At 63.4% G+C, this 17,635-nt stretch carries 16 protein-coding genes; 6 read left to right on the forward strand and 10 right to left on the reverse strand.

What is annotated here, in order from left to right; all coding sequences use genetic code 11:
* Window positions 1-47: 47 nt before the first annotated feature.
* From ACIROW_RS16830 to ACIROW_RS16850, 5 genes are all read right to left on the reverse strand, one after another.
* Entirely contained in the window at window positions 48-803 is a 756-nt protein-coding gene (locus ACIROW_RS16830; RefSeq protein ID WP_402277551.1) for a ribonuclease activity regulator RraA, read from the reverse strand.
* A gap of 17 nt (window positions 804-820) precedes the next feature.
* A complete protein-coding gene (locus ACIROW_RS16835; protein WP_402277553.1) occupies window positions 821-1,801 on the reverse strand; it encodes a hypothetical protein in 981 nt (326 codons plus the stop codon).
* A gap of 3 nt (window positions 1,802-1,804) precedes the next feature.
* Window positions 1,805-2,644, reverse strand: a complete 840-nt coding sequence (locus ACIROW_RS16840) for a carbohydrate ABC transporter permease (RefSeq protein WP_402277555.1) — start codon at window positions 2,642-2,644, stop codon at window positions 1,805-1,807.
* 2 nt (window positions 2,645-2,646) lie between these two features.
* The gene (locus tag ACIROW_RS16845) at window positions 2,647-3,498 is read right to left on the reverse strand and encodes a carbohydrate ABC transporter permease (RefSeq protein ID WP_402277557.1); all 852 of its coding nucleotides are present in this window, start codon (window positions 3,496-3,498) and stop codon (window positions 2,647-2,649) included.
* A gap of 78 nt (window positions 3,499-3,576) precedes the next feature.
* Window positions 3,577-4,875: an ABC transporter substrate-binding protein gene (locus ACIROW_RS16850; RefSeq protein ID WP_402277559.1), complete on the reverse strand. Its 1,299-nt coding sequence runs from the start codon at window positions 4,873-4,875 to the stop codon at window positions 3,577-3,579.
* 250 nt (window positions 4,876-5,125) lie between these two features.
* Between ACIROW_RS16850 and ACIROW_RS16855 the strand changes: the two genes are divergently transcribed.
* Entirely contained in the window at window positions 5,126-5,851 is a 726-nt protein-coding gene (locus ACIROW_RS16855; RefSeq protein ID WP_402277561.1) for a GntR family transcriptional regulator, read from the forward strand.
* A 9-nt stretch (window positions 5,852-5,860) separates the two neighbouring features.
* The gene (locus ACIROW_RS16860; RefSeq protein WP_402277563.1) at window positions 5,861-6,760 is read left to right on the forward strand and encodes a serine hydrolase domain-containing protein; all 900 of its coding nucleotides are present in this window, start codon (window positions 5,861-5,863) and stop codon (window positions 6,758-6,760) included.
* A gap of 62 nt (window positions 6,761-6,822) precedes the next feature.
* Here ACIROW_RS16860 and ACIROW_RS16865 read toward each other — a convergent pair whose 3' ends face one another.
* From ACIROW_RS16865 to ACIROW_RS16875, 3 genes are all read right to left on the reverse strand, one after another.
* Window positions 6,823-7,638, reverse strand: coding sequence for an SDR family NAD(P)-dependent oxidoreductase (locus tag ACIROW_RS16865; RefSeq protein ID WP_402277564.1), 816 nt, complete (start codon window positions 7,636-7,638; stop codon window positions 6,823-6,825).
* A gap of 86 nt (window positions 7,639-7,724) precedes the next feature.
* Window positions 7,725-9,350, reverse strand: coding sequence for an L-lactate permease (locus ACIROW_RS16870; RefSeq protein ID WP_402277566.1), 1,626 nt, complete (start codon window positions 9,348-9,350; stop codon window positions 7,725-7,727).
* A gap of 107 nt (window positions 9,351-9,457) precedes the next feature.
* Window positions 9,458-9,796, reverse strand: a complete 339-nt coding sequence (locus ACIROW_RS16875; protein WP_402277568.1) for an NIPSNAP family protein — start codon at window positions 9,794-9,796, stop codon at window positions 9,458-9,460.
* Between the two features lie 472 nt (window positions 9,797-10,268).
* Between ACIROW_RS16875 and ACIROW_RS16880 the strand changes: the two genes are divergently transcribed.
* The 3 genes from ACIROW_RS16880 to ACIROW_RS16890 all read left to right on the forward strand — a co-directional run bounded on the left by ACIROW_RS16880 (window position 10,269) and on the right by ACIROW_RS16890 (window position 13,772).
* Window positions 10,269-11,162 (forward strand): helix-turn-helix domain-containing protein, encoded by an 894-nt coding sequence (locus ACIROW_RS16880; protein ID WP_116434580.1) that lies wholly within the window; start codon window positions 10,269-10,271, stop codon window positions 11,160-11,162.
* A gap of 178 nt (window positions 11,163-11,340) precedes the next feature.
* Window positions 11,341-13,050, forward strand: a complete 1,710-nt coding sequence (locus ACIROW_RS16885; protein ID WP_402277570.1) for a thiamine pyrophosphate-binding protein — start codon at window positions 11,341-11,343, stop codon at window positions 13,048-13,050.
* 224 nt (window positions 13,051-13,274) lie between these two features.
* Window positions 13,275-13,772, forward strand: a complete 498-nt coding sequence (locus ACIROW_RS16890) for a spore coat U domain-containing protein (RefSeq protein WP_402277571.1) — start codon at window positions 13,275-13,277, stop codon at window positions 13,770-13,772.
* Between the two features lie 179 nt (window positions 13,773-13,951).
* On the opposite strand, the gene ACIROW_RS16895 is transcribed toward ACIROW_RS16890, so the two are convergent.
* On the reverse strand, window positions 13,952-15,397 hold the full coding sequence (locus tag ACIROW_RS16895) for a PLP-dependent aminotransferase family protein (RefSeq protein WP_402277573.1): 1,446 nt from the start codon (window positions 15,395-15,397) through the stop codon (window positions 13,952-13,954).
* A gap of 343 nt (window positions 15,398-15,740) precedes the next feature.
* Between ACIROW_RS16895 and ACIROW_RS16900 the strand changes: the two genes are divergently transcribed.
* Window positions 15,741-16,805 carry an AraC family transcriptional regulator gene (locus ACIROW_RS16900; RefSeq protein WP_402277575.1) on the forward strand — a complete coding sequence of 355 codons (1,065 nt, stop codon included), beginning with the start codon at window positions 15,741-15,743 and terminating at the stop codon, window positions 16,803-16,805.
* Window positions 16,806-16,815: 10 nt separating this feature from the next.
* Here the strand turns inward: ACIROW_RS16900 and ACIROW_RS16905 are convergent, their stop codons facing one another.
* Window positions 16,816-17,565 carry a CDP-diacylglycerol diphosphatase gene (locus ACIROW_RS16905; protein ID WP_402277577.1) on the reverse strand — a complete coding sequence of 250 codons (750 nt, stop codon included), beginning with the start codon at window positions 17,563-17,565 and terminating at the stop codon, window positions 16,816-16,818.
* Window positions 17,566-17,635: the final 70 nt, after the last annotated feature.

Raw genomic sequence — 17,635 nt, forward strand, 5'->3', positions numbered from 1 at the left:
CCCTTCGGTTGATTCTGGTGATGCGTGTGATGTGTGCATGCCGGCGCTTATCGCCCGTGCGCCTGCTTCCATTGCTCGAAGGCGCGCAGCGCCGGTTCTTCGGGCGGGTACAGGCCATAGGTCGAGGCGCCGTTGCCGACCTGCTCCATGACGAAGTCTTCGAACACGGTCATCTGCGCGGCTTCCTGTGCGACCTCGGCGGCAATCGCGGCGGGGATCACGATCACGCCTTCGAGGTCGCCGACGATGACGTCGCCGGGATAAACCGGCACGCCGCCGCAGCCGATCGGCATGTCGATGTCAGCGGCGTGGTGGCGCGTCAGGTTGGTCGGCGGCGACGGGCTCTTGCAATACACCGGGAAGTCCATCTGGCGAATGTCGGGTGCATCGCGAAAGCCGCCGTCGCTGACCACGCCGGCCACGCCGCGCCGGATCAGGCGCGTAATCAGGATGCCGCCGGCCGAGGCGGCGCTGGCGTCGCCGCGGCTGTCGATCACCAGCACATGGCCGGCCGGCATGGTCTCGACCACCTTGCGCTGCGGGTTCTCGCGATCGGCGAAAGTGCCGACGTGGTCGATGTCTTCACGCGAAGGAATGTAGCGCAGCGTGGTGGCCAGGCCGACCATGCGCGGCGCGTTTGGATTGAGCGGCAGCGCGCCCTGGATCAGCGTATTGCGGAAGCCGCGTTTGAACAGCGCGGTCGACAGCGTGGCGACGCTGACTTGCAGGAAAATGTCACGCAAAGCCGGATCGAGGGTGCGCGGGCTGCTTGCTTGCAAGGTGGAGGCGGAGGAGGTGGTCATGGTGGCTTCCGTTAAGGTTATTGGTTGGCGACACCGTGGAAGGCGTCGCGATTGCGATGACGCAGCGTGCGCAAGGCGTCGCTGTCGCGCAGTTGCTGCAATGTCTGCATGTCTTCTTCCGTTCCGACGCCGGCTTGCTGCACCTGGCGGATCTGCCGCACCGAGGAATCGAACTGGCCGACGTCCTGCGCACCAACGATCAGCGCGTCAACGTCGCGCCGTTGCGCGGCCCACAGCAGGCCGGCGCGCGCGATGGCAGGCGCCGCGAGACCAAGTTCGCGGCCGATGTTGAACAGCGCGCCCTTGATGAAGATCTCGCGCGCCACCACCGTCATGCCGGCCGCCCTCGCCGCCGGCAGTACTTCATCGGCGGCGGCGTCATCAGCCAGGTTGAAGTTGATGTTGAGGGAATCGAAAGCGCCACCGGCAATCATCGCCAGATATGTCGCCGCGCCCGAGAAACTGTCGGCGGCGGCGCAGCGGATCAGCTGCTTTTGCTTGAGAAGCGCGATCTGCTCGCCCAACCGCGCGATGTAATCGGCGTCCTGCTGCAAGGCCGTGGCGAGGATGCCGACGTTGAGGATGTCGATCTGCGTGCGTCCGGTCAGCGCAAGGATGCGCCGCACTTCGGCTTCCAGCAAACCCGGCGAGACCAGCTTGCGATTGCCCGGGTCGTAGCTGTAGAGCATGCCTTCGGGACGCGTCTGCATGATCGCGGCGGGGGTGCCCAGCGCGGTCAGGTTGCGTCCCAGCGCCTCCTTCTCCGAATCGATGGTGACGTCGAAGGCGTCGATGCCGAGACTGAGCGCATGCGCCAGCAAGGCCTGGCGCTGCGCGCCGCCGAAGCCGGCAAACACGTGGCCGGGCGTGACCGCCTTGGCGAGGTCTTCGTTGAAGGCGCGCGAGCGGCCATCGGGCAGGTATTCATGGCCGCCGAGGATAATGCGCGAGAGCGCGATGCCGCTTTGTCCCAATGGCGTATGCGTGATGCTGTTCATGGTTCAACCCTTCACCGCCGACGATGCGGCGCTCTTGACCAGGTACTTTTGCAGGAAGATGTAGGCCCCCGCCGGAATCGCACAGCCGATCACGGTGGCCGCCATGATGTCCGACCACAGCACGCGGAACTGGCCGACCAGGTTGGTCACGCCCAGCGTCATGGTCAGCTTGTCGGGACTGTTGATCAGGCACAGCGCCCACAGCAGGTCGCCCCAGGCCAGCAGAAAGGCGAAGATCATGGTCGCCACCAGACCCGGCAGGATGTTGGGCAGGATGCAGTAAATCAGGCATTGCAGCGGCGAGGCGCCGTCGATCTCGGCAGCCTGGTCGATCTCGATCGGCACGGTATCGATGTAGCCCTTCAGCATCCACACCGAGAACGGCAGCGTCAGCGTGGTCTGCGCCAGGATCAGCGCGAAGTGGGTGTCGTACAGTCCCGCCAGCGTCATCATCTTGAAATAGGGACCGACCAGCAGCACGCCCGGAATCACCTGGCTGGCCAGCAGCAGCGTCATCAGCAACTTGCGCCCGCCGAAGCGGAAGCGCGAGAAGCCGTACGCGCAGAACACACCCACCAGCGCCGACAGCAGCGCGGTCGAACCGGACACCTTGACGCTGTTGAGGAAGTACAGCACGAAGCCTTCCTGGTTCCAGATGCGCGAATAGGCGGCGGTAGTCAGCGCCTTGGGCAGGATGGTGGCCGGGAAGGACGTGACTTCGATATCGGTCTTCAGCGAGGACGAGATCATCCAGAAGAACGGCAGCAGGTTATAGGCCGCCATCGCCAGCAGCGCGGCGGCGATGCCGATCCAATACGTTATTCCTTGTTGGCGTTGTTGCATGCTCAGCTCTCTTCTTTCAGGGTCATGCGCACATACGGGATCGCCAGCACCAGCAACAGCGCCGCCAGCACCACCGCAATCGACGACGCGTAGGCGGTGTCGAAGAACTGGAAGTAGTTCTTGTAGACCAGCAGCGACAGGTTCTGCGTGGCGTAACCGGGACCGCCGCCGGTCATGCCGTAGATCATGCCGAACAGGCGGCATTCCCAGATGGCGTCGAGGATGATGGCGATGGCCAGCATCGGCTTCAGGTTCGGCAGCGTGATGTGCAGGAAGGTCTTCCACTTGCCGACGCCGTCGATCTCGGCGGCTTCGTACTGGTCGCGCGGGATGGCTTGCAAACCCGCCAGCAGGATCAGCATGACGTAGGGATAACCTCGCCACACCTCGGCGAAGATCACCGTGCCGAAGGCCAGCCCGGGCGCCCCGAACCAGTCGACGGGTGCATAACCGGCCAGCGCCAGCACGGCGTTGACGCCGCCCGCCAGCGTGTCGAAGATGAAGCGGAAGATCAGCCCGCCGATGATGTCGGGCATGGTCCACGGCAGGATCGCAACGACCCGGAACAGCCAGCGTCCCGGCACATCGAGGTTGAGGAGCAGCGCCACGCTCAGTCCCAACACCACGTGCGCGGCCACTACTGCGACGACGAACAGCGCGGTGTTGAGCAGGGTCTGGCGGAATTCCGGATCAAGCAGCAGCTTCTGATACGCGCCTATGCCGGGCGTGCCGCTGCCGCCCCACAGGTTGAAGCTTTGCAGCAGCGACGCCAGCGCCGGAAACCCGAGGATGACGATCAGCAGGACGATGCCCGGCGCGACAAAGGCGTAGCCCAAAGAACGATGATTGAACATGCGCTTTCCAGAGGAACTTGAAGAGGTCGGACGGACGCCGGGACGACGTCCGCCGAGATTGTTGCCGGCTTGACTTGCTTACTTCAGGGCCAGTTCGATCTGACTATTGATGTCAGCCAGCGCCTGAGCGCGGGTTTTGCTGCCGGATACCGCCGCCTGCAAATTCTGGCGGAAGATTTCCAGCACCTGCGGCCACTTCGGCGTTTGCGGCAGGAAGGAGCCGCGCGGGATTTCCGCCGACACGATGCGCGCCGATTCGCTGCCGAGGATCTTGTCGTAGCCTTCATTGACGCTCTTGCGCGACGACAGCATGTTGTTGTCGTCGTACCAGCGCTTCATTGCGGCGGCGTCGGTCAGATGCTTGACCAGCAGCCATGCCTCTTCAGGATGCTTGGAGTTCTTGTTGATGAAAATGGATTTCTGGAACAGCGTGGTGCGCACCTTCTTGTCGTTGCCGGCCTGCTGCGGCATCGGCGCCATGCCGAGCGTGTTCCAGCCGTCGAGGTCGGGGTTCATGGCGCTGACTTCCGGCAGGCTCCACGTGGTGCCGATCTTGATCGCGGCGGTGCGGTTGGCCAGCAGGCGGCGCGCGCCGTTGGCGTCGACTTGCGTCACGCCCGGCGGCACCGACTTGTCGACCATGATCAGGTCGAGGATGTAGTTGAAGGCGGCCGCCGCTTCCGGCGTGTTGAAGGCGGTGTGCTTGTTGTCGGGCGTCAGGAAGTCGGCGCCGAAGCCGCGGATGATCGACGAGGCGCGCAGGTCGAAGCCGGCCGGCGCCATCACGAAGGTGAAGCCCCAGCGGTCGATGTTGGCGCCGCCGGTGGAGGAACGCGTGAGCTTCTTGGCGTCGGCACGGAATTCATCCCAGGTCTTGGGCGGCGCCTTGATGCCGGCTTCGGCGAACAGCTTCTTGTTGTAGACCAGGGTCATGGCCACGGTATTCATCGGGATGCCGTAGGTCTTTTTGTCGACGGTGAGCGGGATCATGCTGACCGGATAGAAATCGTCGATATAACCGGCGGCTTCCTTCTTGATATAGGGATCGAGCTCGCGCACCCAGCCTTCGGCGATGTACTGGCGCACCGGATTGGCGTCCAGCGCAAACACGTCGGGACCGGCGCCGGCGCGGATCGCGGTGGAGAACTTGACGTCGCGCTGCGCCAGCGGCACCGGCTCGCGGTTGACCTTGATGTTGGGATATTTCTTTTCGAACTGGTCGATGACATCGTTGAGCGATTTGCCCCACACGCCCTGCGCCAGCTGCCAGTCGGAATAGCTCAGCACCACTTGCTGCGCCTGCACCGCGAATGCGGAAAGCAGCGTGATAGCGCCAGCCACGGCTACGCCTGCACGGCGCTTGAAAGCCTTGTTCATGTTGTCTCCTGTTTTTTCCTGTTTATGGGGATCGGAAAACGGCTGCGGCTCATCGTTGCCTGTCCACGGCCTTATTTTCTGTCTTTGTTTTTATTGGTATACTAGAATACTTATATAAAAAAACGGCGTCAAACATTTTTTTGAAGTCGGCTGAAAGGTGCTTCGCATCGAGGTTGACCGCCGGTCGGGTCGCCTCGTAGACTGAGTGCCCTCTGCAGATTTACTTGTTTCCGTTCACCAGAAAGCCCCCATGCCCAGGCAGCGCAACAGCACCCGCGACGACGTAGATATCAGCCAGCGACTGGTCCCGCTCAGCCCTTCCGGGCGCGGCACCGCCAGCGAACAGGTCTACGACATGCTGCGCACGGCCATCCTGAGCACCGCGCTCACTCCCGGCATGGCGATGTCCGAAGCCGACATCGCCGAAAACCTCCACGTCAGCCGTACCCCGGTGCGCGAAGCCTTTCGCCGCCTCGCCGCCGAAGGCTTGCTGGCGGTGTCGCCGCAAGTCGGTACGGTGGTGAAGAAAATGAGCCGCGCCACGCTGGCCGATGCCTTGTTCATCCGCGAATCGATTGAATGCGCTGCCGCCCGGCTGGCCGCGAAAGCGCCGCTGGCGGCGCGCGAACACGTGCGCGACCTGCTGCAGCGCCAGCGCGAGGCGGTCTTGCGCGGCGACGTCGAAGGCGGCCTGCAGCGCGACGGCGACCTGCATCGCGCATTGATTGACTTGTCCGGCCACAGCGCCGCGTGGGAACCGGTGCGCCAGGCGCGCGCCCACATGGAACGCGTACGCCGCATGGCCGTGCCCGAATTGCAGGGCAACACCAAGGCGTTGGAGCAGCACGAGCGCATCGTCGCGGCCCTGATCGCGGGCGACCCGGATGTGCTGGCCGAAGAGCTGCGCGCGCATATCCGCCTCATCGAAGGCTTCGTGGAAGACATCGCCGGCCGCTATCCGGACTACTTCGAATAAGATGCGCGCATGAGCGCTTCTCCTTCTCCCTCGGCTTCCCCTCCTGTGTCATCCGGCGAGATTGCCATCGCTGTTGTACGCGACGGCAGACTGGTGCGCGGCGACCTGCATGCGCCGCCGGTGCCGTGGTGGAGTTTCACCAAGACCGTGTTGGCAGCCGCTGCCCTGTCATTGGTGCGCGACGGCAAGCTCACGCTTGATGCGCCGCTGCCTGCCAAGCCCTACACGCTGCGGCAACTGCTGCGCCACAGCGCGGGCGTGCCCAACTATTCCGATCTGGAGAGCTATGCGCAGGCGGTGGCGCGCGGCGATGCGCCGTGGCCGGCCGAAGAGATGCTGGCGAGGGTCGACGCCGACACGCTGTTGTTCGCGCCCGATGCGGGATGGCGTTACTCGAACACCGGTTATTTTCTGGTGCGTCGTCTCATCGAAGAAACCACCGGCTTGTCATTGCAACACGCGCTTGAGCAACTGGTGCTGACGCCGCTCGGCGTTCAGGATGTAATGATCGCCGCAACGCCGGACGATCTTGTCGCAACAGCCTGGGGCAATGCCGACGGCTACCATCCGGACTGGGTCTATCACGGCTTGCTGTTGGGGTCCCCCGCTGCTGCCGCCTTGCTGCTGGATCGCTTGCTGACGACGGATTTCCTGCCGCCGGCCTTGCTGGCGGAAATGCTGCGCAAGACGCCGCTGGGCGAGAGCCTGCCCGGACGCCCGGCGCGCAACTTCGGCTATGGCGCAGGACTGATGATTGCGGACGGCGCCGTCGGCCATACCGGCGCCGGACCGGGCAGCGTGGCGGCGGTGTATCGCTACGCGAGTACGGGCTGCACCGTGGCCGCTTTTGCGCCTGCGGCGGATCAGGCATTGGTTGAATGGGCAGCCTGCAACGCTGTAGCTTCCTGACGAAAAACGCCACGATGATCGTGGCGTTTTTCATTCCGGCTTAAGCGAAGTGAGGTCGCGCTTTATTCCGAAGGCCGCGTCGACGTCAGTCCGGTCGGCGGGCCGTCGATTGCGGTCCAGCCGCCATCCACCAGCAGCGAACTGCCGGAAATGTAACTGGCCGCATCCGACGCCAGGAAGGCCGCGGCGGAACCGACTTCCGACGGCTGGCCCCAGCGGTTCAGCACGGTGTGGCCGGCGTAGGTCTTGAAGATATCGGCGCGTTCCTTGAGCGGCGCGGTCAGCTTGGTCTCGATGATGCTCGGCGTGATGGCGTTGACGCGCACGCCATAGGGGCCCATCTCGGCGGCGAAGGCTTTCACCAGCTGCGCAATGCCGGCTTTCGAGGCGGCATACACGCCGAGTCCCGGTTCGATGGTCACCGCGCGCATTGACGAGCAGGCAATGATGCTGCCGAAGCCCTGCTTCATCATCGGCCGGCCGAAGCTGCGAAAGAAGTTGAATGCGCCCTTCATGTTCAGGTTCATGACGCGGTCGTATTCTTCCTCGGTGTAGTCGAGAATCAGCTTGCGGATGTTGAGCGCCGGCGTGCTGACAGCGATGTCGATCTTGCCAAGCAATTGCAGCGCGTGCTGCGCCAGTGCGTCGATGTCCTTGCCGTCGGCGGCGTCGATCTTCATCGCGGTCGCCGGCGCGAGACCGAGCGCCGAGATTTCCTGCGCTGTGGCTTGTGCGCCGGCCAGGTCTGCGTCAGCGCAGATGACTTGTGCGCCAAGGCTGGTGATGGCTTCGGCAGAGGCCTTGCCGATGCCCGAGGCGGCGCCGATCACCACGGCGGTCTTGCCGCTCAGGTCGAACAGTTTCTTATAGTCCTGCATTGCTTGCTCCTTCGAGGAAGGCGGCGCACACTCGCGCCGCCTTCGTTTTAAAAATCGTCATTGCCGCCGAAAAACATCCCCGGCGCTTACAGCATCCACGACAACACCGGCGTCGATTGCAGGTACACCAGCGTCGCCATCATCAGCAGGAAGAACAGGCTCCAGCCGACCACCTTACGGAAGATCAGGCCTTCTTGCCCGATGATGCCGACCGCTGCGGCGCCGACCGCCAGGCTTTGCGGCGAGATCATCTTGCCCAGCACACCGCCCGAAGCATTGGCCGCCGCCAGCAGCACCGGCGACAAGCCGGTCTCATGCGCCGCCGCCACCTGCAGGGCGCCGAACAGCGCGTTGGCCGAATTGTCCGAGCCGGTCACGGCCACGCCGATCCAGCCTATCACCGGCGACAGGAAGGCGAATGCCGATCCGGTGCCCGCCAGCCAGCGGCCCAGGGTCGCCGTCTGGCCCGAGTAATTCATGATGAAGGCCAGCGCCATCACGCACAGCACCGTCGGCACCGCCCAGCGCATCTGCACCAGCGTCTTGCCGTAGGTTTCCAGCGCGGCGCGCGCCGATATCTTCAGCATCATCGCACTGATCGCGCCGGCCAGCAGCAACAGCGAACCGGCTGCCGACAAGCTGTTGAGCGTAAACATGGTGCCGATGGACTTGCCTTCCTGCGTGCTGATCGCCAGGCCCGGCCAGGCGAACTTGAAAGTGCCCGCGCCGAGCCACTTCTGCACGAGGCCGAACTGCACCACGGTGAAGATTGCAATGATCAGCAGGTACGGCGCATAAGCCAGCATCAGTTGCTTGCGGCTGTGGCCGACGGCGACGTCGCTGTGGATGCGTTCGGCCTGTTTGGTGACCTCGTTCTGGAAGGCGTCGGCCGGCAACTTGGCCGGCTTCCAGAATTTCAGCAGCACCACCACGGCAGCGGCCGATGCCAACGCGCCCACCACGTCGGCCAGCACCACCGAAAAATGGCTGGCGCTGATCCATTGCGCCGCGCCGAAGGCAAAACCTGCCACCACCGCAGCCGGCCAGGTCTGGCGCAGGCCGCGCTTGCCGTCCATGATCCACACCAGCGCCAGCGGCACGAAGGCGGCAACCACCGGAGTCTGGCGTCCGACGTGATAACCCAGTTCTTCAAACGACAGGCCGGTCACTTGCGCCAGCGTCGTGATCGGCACCGCCAGCGCGCCGAAGGCCACCGGCGCAGTATCGGCCACCAGCGCGATCACCGCCGCCTTCAGCGGATGCAGACCGATCGCCACCAGCATCGCGCCGGCGATCGCCACCGGGGTGCCGGCACCGGCCAGCGCTTCGATCAATGCGCCGAAACTGAACGCGATCAGGATCGCCTGGATGCGCGGGTCATCGCTGATCAGCGCGAAACTGTCGCGCAGCACGGCGAAGTGGCCCGAGCGCACCGTCAGGTTGTACAGCCAGATCGCGTTGACGATGATCCACAACACCGTCAGCACGCTGAACACCGCGCCGTAGACGCCGACGTTGGCGACCGTCGCCCAAGGCATGCCATAGACGAAGCCCGCCACCACGGCGCAGATCAGCAGCGAAATCGCCGCCGATACGTGCGGCGAAATCTTCAGCCAGCCGAGCATCACGAACATCGAGAGCAACGGCAGCATCGCGCACAAGGCGGACGCGAACAGCGACCCGCTTACGGGATCGTAAATTTGTTGAAACATGGTTCTCCTCCAATATGGATGGTTATTTTTTTATGAGCGTCGGAGCGCTGGCGGATTGCTGGCTGTGCTGGTCCTCGCCTGATTGAAAAATGGATGGGTGCCTGAATTTATTTCTGTGTAAGCGGCCATTGCAGCGGCGCGAATTTGGCCGGCGTCATCAGTTGGTTTTCCTGCGACACCAGGTAAGCTGCGTCGGCGCTCTTCTGCAGATACGCGGTCCAGGCCGGGTCTGCTTGCAGCCTGTCGCGACGCGCGTTGCGGTCGGCGGCGTCCTGGTATACCCAGATGTGCGTGTAGCAATTGAGACGACCGGATTCAGCGACCAGATAGGCCAGCGGTTCGCCCAGGTGCTTGCGCTGGATGTCGAAGCCGTGTTCTTCGTACAGCGCCAGATGCTTTTTCAGGGCCCCGGGACGCGCGGTGTAGGTGCGAACGTCGAGCAACATAAAATTCCTTTCGAGTGATGCGGACAAGATGCAAAGATTTCAGGGACGAACGCACCCCCGCGACCGTTTTTCAGGTCGCGTCGGAAAGCTTCGTATGGAGATGGAACCGCCGGCGGAGTCAATGAAGCGCATCCGGAAAAACAGTTCCGATGCGCGGATTGATCGGCATTGATCAGCGTGGTTCAGATGCTAACCAAGCCCTCTGGACGCACGGTAGGACTTAATTTCTTTTCTATTGGATTTTTCCACCGAAAGCCGGAATGCGCCGCAACATGCGGGCTTGCGCGCGATGCACAGGCAGCTGCGCCGCTTTTCTTTTTACGCGCGCTTGTATATCCTGTGCCGGTGCATCGATGACGGCGAAAACAATTTCCCGAGAGGAAATCGCGACCAAGCGATGCATAGGCAGCCGACCGAAATCAATCACAACAACACGGCGGAGACATCGCAGGACGAACACTGAAGCGACCCCATGAAAGACATCCGCTTTCCCGACGACACGCCCAATTTCGAGGTCTCCGATTTCAGCGGCGGCCATGCGGAATTCGTGTTCGACCTGGTCAAGCTGGAGGGCCGCAACGAGATCCCGCGCCCCTTCCTGCATCGCCACAGCTACTATCACATCCTGTGGATGAGCAACGCGCAGGGCAACCACGTGCTCGACTTCGACAACTACGGCATCGTGCCGCACTCGGTGTTTTTCATCTCACCGGGACAGATCCACGGCTGGACCTCGGAGATCGACGCCAGCGGCTATGCGATCAATTTCAGCCCCGAATTTTTCCTGCAGGTTTTCCCCCGTATCGAAGAGCTGGCGGAGTTCCCGTTCTTCCACATCGCCAATGCCGATCCGGTGCTGTACCTGACACCGCAGCAGCATGACGAGCTGTTCCCGCTGCTCAAGGAAATCGAAAAGGAAAACGCCGGAGACCAGCGCTGGCGTTACGACATCGTGCGCTCGTTCCTGCAGATCCTGCTCACCAGATTGCGCCGCCTGCACCAGCCGCATGACGCCGAGTCGGTGCTACCGCGCAGCTACAGTCTGACCAAGCGTTTCAAGCTGCTGATCGAACAGCATTACCTTGAATTCGGCTCGGTGCAGGATTACGCGGCGCGCCTGTTCGTCACTGATCGCAAGCTCAACGAGGCGGTCAAGACCACCACCGGCCGTACCGCCACGCAGCTGATCCACGATCGCATCCTGATGGAAGCCAAGCGACTGCTGGCGCAATCCGAACTCAGCATTGCCGAGATTTCGTATCGCCTCAACTTCGACGACTTCGCCTACTTCTGCCGCTTCTTCAAGAAGAACGTGCAGATGACGCCGGGCGAGTTCAAGAAAAAATTTTCGGCGCCGCTGTCCTGATTTCGTCTCCCTTCGCGCCCGGCACTTTCTCCGAGAAGTACAGCAAATCTGCGGATTAGTCCTATCACCGGCAAATCGCCAGCTTGTATTCTCGTCTCAGTGATTGGCGGTCCCTTGCGACCGTCTGCTTCCCCTGTCAACCAACAACAGCCGGTGCGCCGGCATACAAGAGACGAGCATGTCAAAACTGAAAACCGGCGGCCAGCTACTGGTCGATGCGCTGCTGGCGCAAGGTGTCGATACCACGTTCTGCGTTCCGGGCGAGAGCTACCTGGACGTCCTCAATGCGCTGTACGACCACCAGCAGGAAATCCGCGTGATCTCGTGCCGCCACGAAGGCCCGGCCGCCTTCATGGCCGAAGCCTACGGCAAGCTGACCGGCAAGCCCGGCATCTGCTTCGTCACGCGCGGACCCGGTGCCACCAACGCCAGCATCGGCGTGCACACGGCGTTCCAGGATTCGACACCGATGATCCTGTTCGTCGGCCAGGTCGGACTCGACATGTGCGAGCGCGAAGCCTTCCAGGAAATTGACTACCGCCGCATGTTCGGCCCTTTCACCAAATGGGTGACCCAGCTCGACGACGTCTCGCGCGTCGGTGAATACGTGGCGCGCGCGTTTGCCGTGGCGATGTCGGGACGGCCCGGTCCGGTGGTGATCGCGCTGCCGGAAGACATGCTGACCGAGTCGACCTTCCCGCGCGACATCGGCAAGGTCGAACCGGTGCAAGCCTATCCCGATCCCGACGCGCTGCAGGAAATGCAAAAGTTGCTGCAACAGGCCAAGCGACCGATGCTGATTCTCGGCGGCTCCAACTGGGACCAGGACGGCGTTCGCAACATCGAGCGCTTCGCGGCCCAGCACAATCTGCCGGTGGCGGCGTCGTTCCGCCGCCAGGACCTGTTCGACAACCGCCATCCGAACTACATCGGCGAGGTCGGCATCGGCGTCAATCCGGCGCTGGCCAAAATGGTCAGCGAAGCGGACCTGCTCATCGCAGTCGGCTCGCGCCTCGGTGAAATGGTGACCAGCGGCTACACGCTGCTCGATGTGCCGCGCCCCAAACAAAAGCTGGTGCATGTGATGCCGGCGGCGGAGGAACTCGGCCGCGTCTACCAGACCGACGTCAAGATCCTGGCGACGCTGAACGCCTTTGCTCGTATGGCGGCGCAATTGCCGGCGGTCGACGCGCAAGCATGGCGCGGCTGGCAAAAGCAGGCGCGCGACGCTTACCTGGCGTATATCGAACCGCCGCCGCGGGTCACCGACTTCGACCCGGCGCTGGCGTTCCGCCAGATGCAGGACATCCTGAACCAGGACGCCATCCTGACCAACGGCGCCGGCAACTACACCGCCTGGGCGCATCGCTACTACCAGTTCTCGCAACCCAAATGCCAGCTGGCGCCGACCAGCGGCGCGATGGGCTACGGCGTGCCGGCGGCGATCGCGGCCAAACTGTGCTTCCCCGCACGCCAGGTGATTTGCCTGGCCGGCGACGGTTGCTTCCTGATGAGCTCGCAGGAACTGGCAACGGCCGTGGCGCACCGCCTCGGCATCGTCTTCCTGGTGTTCAACAACGGCATGTACGCCACCATCCGCATGCACCAGGAAAAGAACTATCCCGGCCGCGTGATGGCGACCGATCTCAACAATCCGGATTTCGTGGCGTATGCGAAGTCGTTCGGCCTCGACGCCTGCGCCATCGACAAGACGGCGGAGTTTGCGCCGGCGCTGGAGAAAGCCCTTGGCATCGCCAGTTCGACCTCGATGCCTTACCTGATCGAAATCCGCCTGGACAAGGAAATGCTGACACCGCGCGCGACCCTGTCGGGATTGCGCAAGACTGCGTTGGCGGAACGCACCGACAGCAAGGAAAGCCAGTCCTGACAAGGGATTGCGGAACTAATTTCCCCGCAGAAACAAGCGAGGGTCGCGCGATGGAAATGGAGTGTTTGCGTCGACTCAGGAATTTCCCGAAGCAATGGCGACAACTTTCAGGGAACTCCCGATACCGACAAAGATGGTGAAAACATAAAGTTCACCTGTGCCCGGCGAATTCGAAATCCTCGTAATGGGACGAGGATGAAACAGCCGGATCAGGAGAAAATGCCATGTTGAACATCAAGAAAAACCGCATCATCGCCGCTGCTCTCGCTGCTTCCCTCATGATTTCCGGCGCTCCGGTGTATGCCGCCACGGCAACCGGCTCGCTGGTCGTGACCGCCACCGTGCTGGCGTCCTGCACCGTGGTCGGTTCGACCGTCGCCTTCGGCAACTACACCAGCACACAAGTGGACCAGACCGGCAACATCGCCGTGCTGTGCACCAACGGCACTTCCTACACCATCGGCCTGGATGCAGGCGCCGGCACCGGCGCCACCACCAGCGCACGCAAGATGACCGGCTCGCTGGGCGGCACACTGAACTACGCGCTGTATCGCGATTCCGGCCGCACCAACAACTGGGGCTCGACCATCGGCACCGACACCCAAGCCGGCACCGGCACAGGCCTGCTGCAAAACCTGACCGTCTACGGCCGCATCGCTTCCGCCCAGACACCATTGGCCGGCGTCTATACCGACACCGTCACGGTTACCCTGACTTACTAAGCAATCAGGCAATACCGAAATACCGCAGCTCCTCAACTCGCTTCATTTCTTCGACGGCCCGGCACGCGCTCACTGCGCGATCAGCGACATGCCAGGGCGTCGACTGCCAGGCACGTATCTGCTGCACCCCAAACAGATTTCCTGAATCGCCTGCGCGTCCGGCCTGAACCGGCCTTGCCTCAGCCGTCGAGCGCCTTCTTCAGGCGCTGCGCCAGCCGCTTCGCCATGGCGGCGTCGACCACGTTGGCAAAGCCGAGCAGCAGGCCGCGCTGCGGCTCGGCGTCGAGATACCAGCTGGACAATGACTTGATGCCGAAACCGGCGGCATGGGCGCGCCCGACCAGCAGCACGTCGTCTTCCTGCGTGTCCAGCCTGGCGACGATATGCAATCCGCCCGGCTGCAATTCGATCTGCAGGCGGCTGCCGAAGGCCTGCTCCAGCGCGCGCACGAAGAGCGCGCGACGCTCGGCGTACAGCAGGCGCATGCGCTTGAGGTGGCGCGAGAAATGTCCCTGGGCGATGAAGTCGGCGACGCCGGCCTGGAACAGATACGGACATCCCGCGTTGAGGCTGGCGCACACGGTCTGGAAGCGTTGCACCGCACCGACCGGAACCACCACATAAGAGAGCCGCAAACCCGGGAACATCACCTTGCTGAAGGTGCCGCAATAAATCACGCGGTCGGCGCGGTCGAGGCTCTTGAGCGCCGGTAGCGGCCGCCCCTGGTAGCGGAATTCGCTGTCGTAGTCGTCTTCGATGATCCAGCTGCCGGCCTTGCCGGCCCATTCCAGCAAGGCCATGCGCCGTTCCAGCGACAGCGTCACGCCGAGCGGGCTCTGGTGCGACGGCGTCACCAGCGCAAAGCGCGCATCGGGCGCGCGCCGCACGCCCTCCTCCACCATCAGGCCGTGTCCGTCCACCGGCACCGGCGCCAGTTTCGCACCGGCATTGCGCAGGAACAGTTGCGCCTGCAGATAGCCGGGATCCTCGAACCAGAACACGTCGTCGGGCGTGGCCAGGCTGCGCAGCACCAGCTCCAGCGTGGCGCGATAGCCGGCGGTGACGAACACCTGTTCCGGCAGGCAGGTCACGCCGCGCGACAACCCGAGATAGGTGGCGATGCGTTCGCGCAGGGGGCCGTAGCCGGCCGGATCGGGATAGGCCATGGTGAGCGGCTCGCCGGTGCGCAGGCGATGGCCGGCGATGCGGTTCCAGACCTTGCGCGGGAAGGCGTCGAGCGCGGGCAGGCCGAGCTTGAGCGGCTCCGGCTCGCGCCCGTGATGCTCGCCCGGCGTGGGCGCCAGCGCGCCGGCGGCGGCCACTGCAAAACGGCCCGGCAGGTCGGTGACGACCGCCGGGGCCGGCAAGGCCGGCGACACCACCGTGCCGGCGGCGCCGCGCATCTGCAGGTAACCTTCGTCAGTCAGGATGCGGTACGCGGTCTCGATGGTGCCGCGCGCCAGGTTGAGCTCCGTCGCCAGCGCACGCACTGCGGGCACGCGCTGACCGGCGCGCAGATGGCCTTGAGCGATGGCGGTCTTGAAGCGTCTGCAAATCTGCAGGTAGATCGGCAGCTGCAGCGTGCGGTCGACGCTGAGTTCCAGGGAAGCGGGGGCGGTTTTCATGGACCAGTCGTTGGTACGTTTTTGAAGAGATGCGGGATGACAAGATAGTCGCACACTGCGAGCCGGGAGGCCATGGGCATGGCGCTCTGGCGAAATATTTCCCGACGAGAATCCAATGCCGGGATGTTGGCTTCACTCAACAAAATACGATGTGGCAATCATTTTTCTTTGCAGCAAGAACAGGATTGTTTAGAGTAACTGCATTGCACAAAAATCGCCGTCCCGCTACATCTCAGAACACCTCTTTTTATCGCCCGGCAATGATTCCTGCATCCCCAGCAGCCGCTTGCAGCGGCCTACTCTCTTCCACGGCGCCCGCATGCGCCGGCGACGGACGACGTCCATGACGCGCGAACATCAGGGCCTGGCGAGCCGCGTCATTGCGGCGCGCGGCAAGAGGCCATTGCACCAGCAGGCTGAAACTGCCGGCGAATCGCGCTTCACCCATCATCATTTCAGCGTCGCGCAGCAACCTATCGCGCTGCAGGCGCAGGCCTGGAGCGAACGCGTCAGCGGCCTGCTCGACACACCCATGTCACGCACGCAGCGCCAGCAAAGTTTCACCGGCGAGATGGATTCGTATGTCTTCAAGGACATGATCTATCTCGACTGCCGCACCGACCCGCTGGCGCAGGCGCGCACGCTGGCTAAAATCTCGTGCGACAACGTGCGCGACTTCGTCTTCCACGTCGCCGTGGAGGGCATCATGGAAACCCTCACCGACACCCGCCGCGAACGCAAGTCGACCCAATTCGTGCCCGGCATTCTGGCGCTGGACATGGGCCAGCCGATGCGCATGCTGCGTCCGACCTATGCGCATGTGCTGGCCTTCTTCCTGCCGCGCGCCACGGTCGAAGCGGAAATCGCCGACGCCGATGCGTTGCACGGCCAGGTGCTGGCCTACACGTCACCGCTGACGCGCCTGCTGCTGGCGCATCTGGTGGCGCTCAGCCAGGATCTGCGCAGCATGCCGCCCGCGGCGGCGGAAGAAGCCATCCGCGTCTGCGTCGACCTGCTGCTGGCTGCATTCGGCAAACAGCAGCGCCTCACCGGCAGCGCCCGCTCCGCCGCCCAGTCGGTACTGCGCGGCCAGATCCAGCGCCACGTCCAGAGTCACCTGTATCACAAGGATCTGACGCCGGAGAGCGTGCTGCGCGCCTTCGACCTGTCGCGGCCTACTCTGTATCGCATGTTTGAAAGCGAGGGCGGCCTCGGCACCTACATCCGCAATTGCCGCCTGCGCGAAGCCGCCGAAGAACTGGTCAGCCTGCGCCGCACGGCGGTCATGGAAATCGCCTACGGCCTGGGCTTCAGCAGCGCCTCCGACTTCACGCGCGCGTTCCGCCGCGCATACGGCATGGCGCCGCAGGATTTCCGCGCGCTCGGGCTGGACTTGCGCCAGTCCTGAGGCGGATGACTCAGCGCGCGATGGCGCAGTCGTGGTCGAGCAGGACTTCGGCGCTGCCGAATTCCTCACGGTCGAAATTGACCGGCATGTTGATCAGGTAGAAACCCTCGGCGCCGTCATCGAAGCGCGCCCCCGTCAGCAACAGCGACTGCGCGCCCATCGCATTGGCGGCATGCTCGCTGCGCGCAGCAGCCAGCTTGAACGGATCCTGCGTCTGCAAGGCATCCGCGGCCAGCCGCATGACCCAATAGCGATGTCCCTCGAGCATGAAAGGCATCCATTTCCCCAAGGGATCGTGCCGGTGCGCGCGCAGCAAACCCGGCACGTCGCGGCGCATGCAATCGATATGGATGTGCAACTGTAGCTGGCTGCGCGCCGCGGCAGAGTTGATTTCCAGGCCGAGCTGGGCCGGTTCCAGCGGCCGTCCCAGCGCCGCGCCGACGCGACCGCGCTGTTCCCAGGCATAGCGCCAGTAATTGGGCCATTGCGGCTGCAGCAGTTCACGGCTTTCGATGCCGGTCAGGCGCACGGTCGGGATCAGCAGATACTGGCCCGCGCCGACCAGGTCCTTGAGGATCACGAAGCCGCGTTCGCGATCGACCATGGAGCATGGCGCGGGATCGCCGGACGCAAGGCTGTTGGGCAGGCATTTTCCGTTCGCGATCTGCCATAGTGCGTCGGGATTGGCGGCGTGAGCCGGAGCCGCCGCGGTGAACAGCAGAGCAAGTGTCAGAACAAGCAGCGGGGAGAGGATGCGCATGATCGATGTTAGTTGGTCCGGACGGCTAAGCTTAAGTGGTGAATATGTCGATGCCGTTACAGCAAGGCGA

It is taken from the genome of Herbaspirillum sp. NPDC101397 (assembly GCF_044767325.1).
In the GTDB taxonomy this organism is placed as follows: Bacteria; Pseudomonadota; Gammaproteobacteria; order Burkholderiales; family Burkholderiaceae_D; genus Herbaspirillum.

What these genes read in the sequence shown, in the direction of transcription:
- ACIROW_RS16830 (WP_402277551.1), bottom strand. Translation starts at nt 803, where the DNA reads ATGACCACCTCCTCCGCCTCCACCTTGCAAGCAAGCAGCCCGCGCACC.
- ACIROW_RS16835 (WP_402277553.1), bottom strand. Translation starts at nt 1,801, where the DNA reads ATGAACAGCATCACGCATACGCCATTGGGACAAAGCGGCATCGCGCTC.
- ACIROW_RS16840 (WP_402277555.1), bottom strand. Translation starts at nt 2,644, where the DNA reads ATGCAACAACGCCAACAAGGAATAACGTATTGGATCGGCATCGCCGCC.
- ACIROW_RS16845 (WP_402277557.1), bottom strand. Translation starts at nt 3,498, where the DNA reads ATGTTCAATCATCGTTCTTTGGGCTACGCCTTTGTCGCGCCGGGCATC.
- ACIROW_RS16850 (WP_402277559.1), bottom strand. Translation starts at nt 4,875, where the DNA reads ATGAACAAGGCTTTCAAGCGCCGTGCAGGCGTAGCCGTGGCTGGCGCT.
- ACIROW_RS16855 (WP_402277561.1), top strand. Translation starts at nt 5,126, where the DNA reads ATGCCCAGGCAGCGCAACAGCACCCGCGACGACGTAGATATCAGCCAG.
- ACIROW_RS16860 (WP_402277563.1), top strand. Translation starts at nt 5,861, where the DNA reads ATGAGCGCTTCTCCTTCTCCCTCGGCTTCCCCTCCTGTGTCATCCGGC.
- ACIROW_RS16865 (WP_402277564.1), bottom strand. Translation starts at nt 7,638, where the DNA reads ATGCAGGACTATAAGAAACTGTTCGACCTGAGCGGCAAGACCGCCGTG.
- ACIROW_RS16870 (WP_402277566.1), bottom strand. Translation starts at nt 9,350, where the DNA reads ATGTTTCAACAAATTTACGATCCCGTAAGCGGGTCGCTGTTCGCGTCC.
- ACIROW_RS16875 (WP_402277568.1), bottom strand. Translation starts at nt 9,796, where the DNA reads ATGTTGCTCGACGTTCGCACCTACACCGCGCGTCCCGGGGCCCTGAAA.
- ACIROW_RS16880 (WP_116434580.1), top strand. Translation starts at nt 10,269, where the DNA reads ATGAAAGACATCCGCTTTCCCGACGACACGCCCAATTTCGAGGTCTCC.
- ACIROW_RS16885 (WP_402277570.1), top strand. Translation starts at nt 11,341, where the DNA reads ATGTCAAAACTGAAAACCGGCGGCCAGCTACTGGTCGATGCGCTGCTG.
- ACIROW_RS16890 (WP_402277571.1), top strand. Translation starts at nt 13,275, where the DNA reads ATGTTGAACATCAAGAAAAACCGCATCATCGCCGCTGCTCTCGCTGCT.
- ACIROW_RS16895 (WP_402277573.1), bottom strand. Translation starts at nt 15,397, where the DNA reads ATGAAAACCGCCCCCGCTTCCCTGGAACTCAGCGTCGACCGCACGCTG.
- ACIROW_RS16900 (WP_402277575.1), top strand. Translation starts at nt 15,741, where the DNA reads ATGACGCGCGAACATCAGGGCCTGGCGAGCCGCGTCATTGCGGCGCGC.
- ACIROW_RS16905 (WP_402277577.1), bottom strand. Translation starts at nt 17,565, where the DNA reads ATGCGCATCCTCTCCCCGCTGCTTGTTCTGACACTTGCTCTGCTGTTC.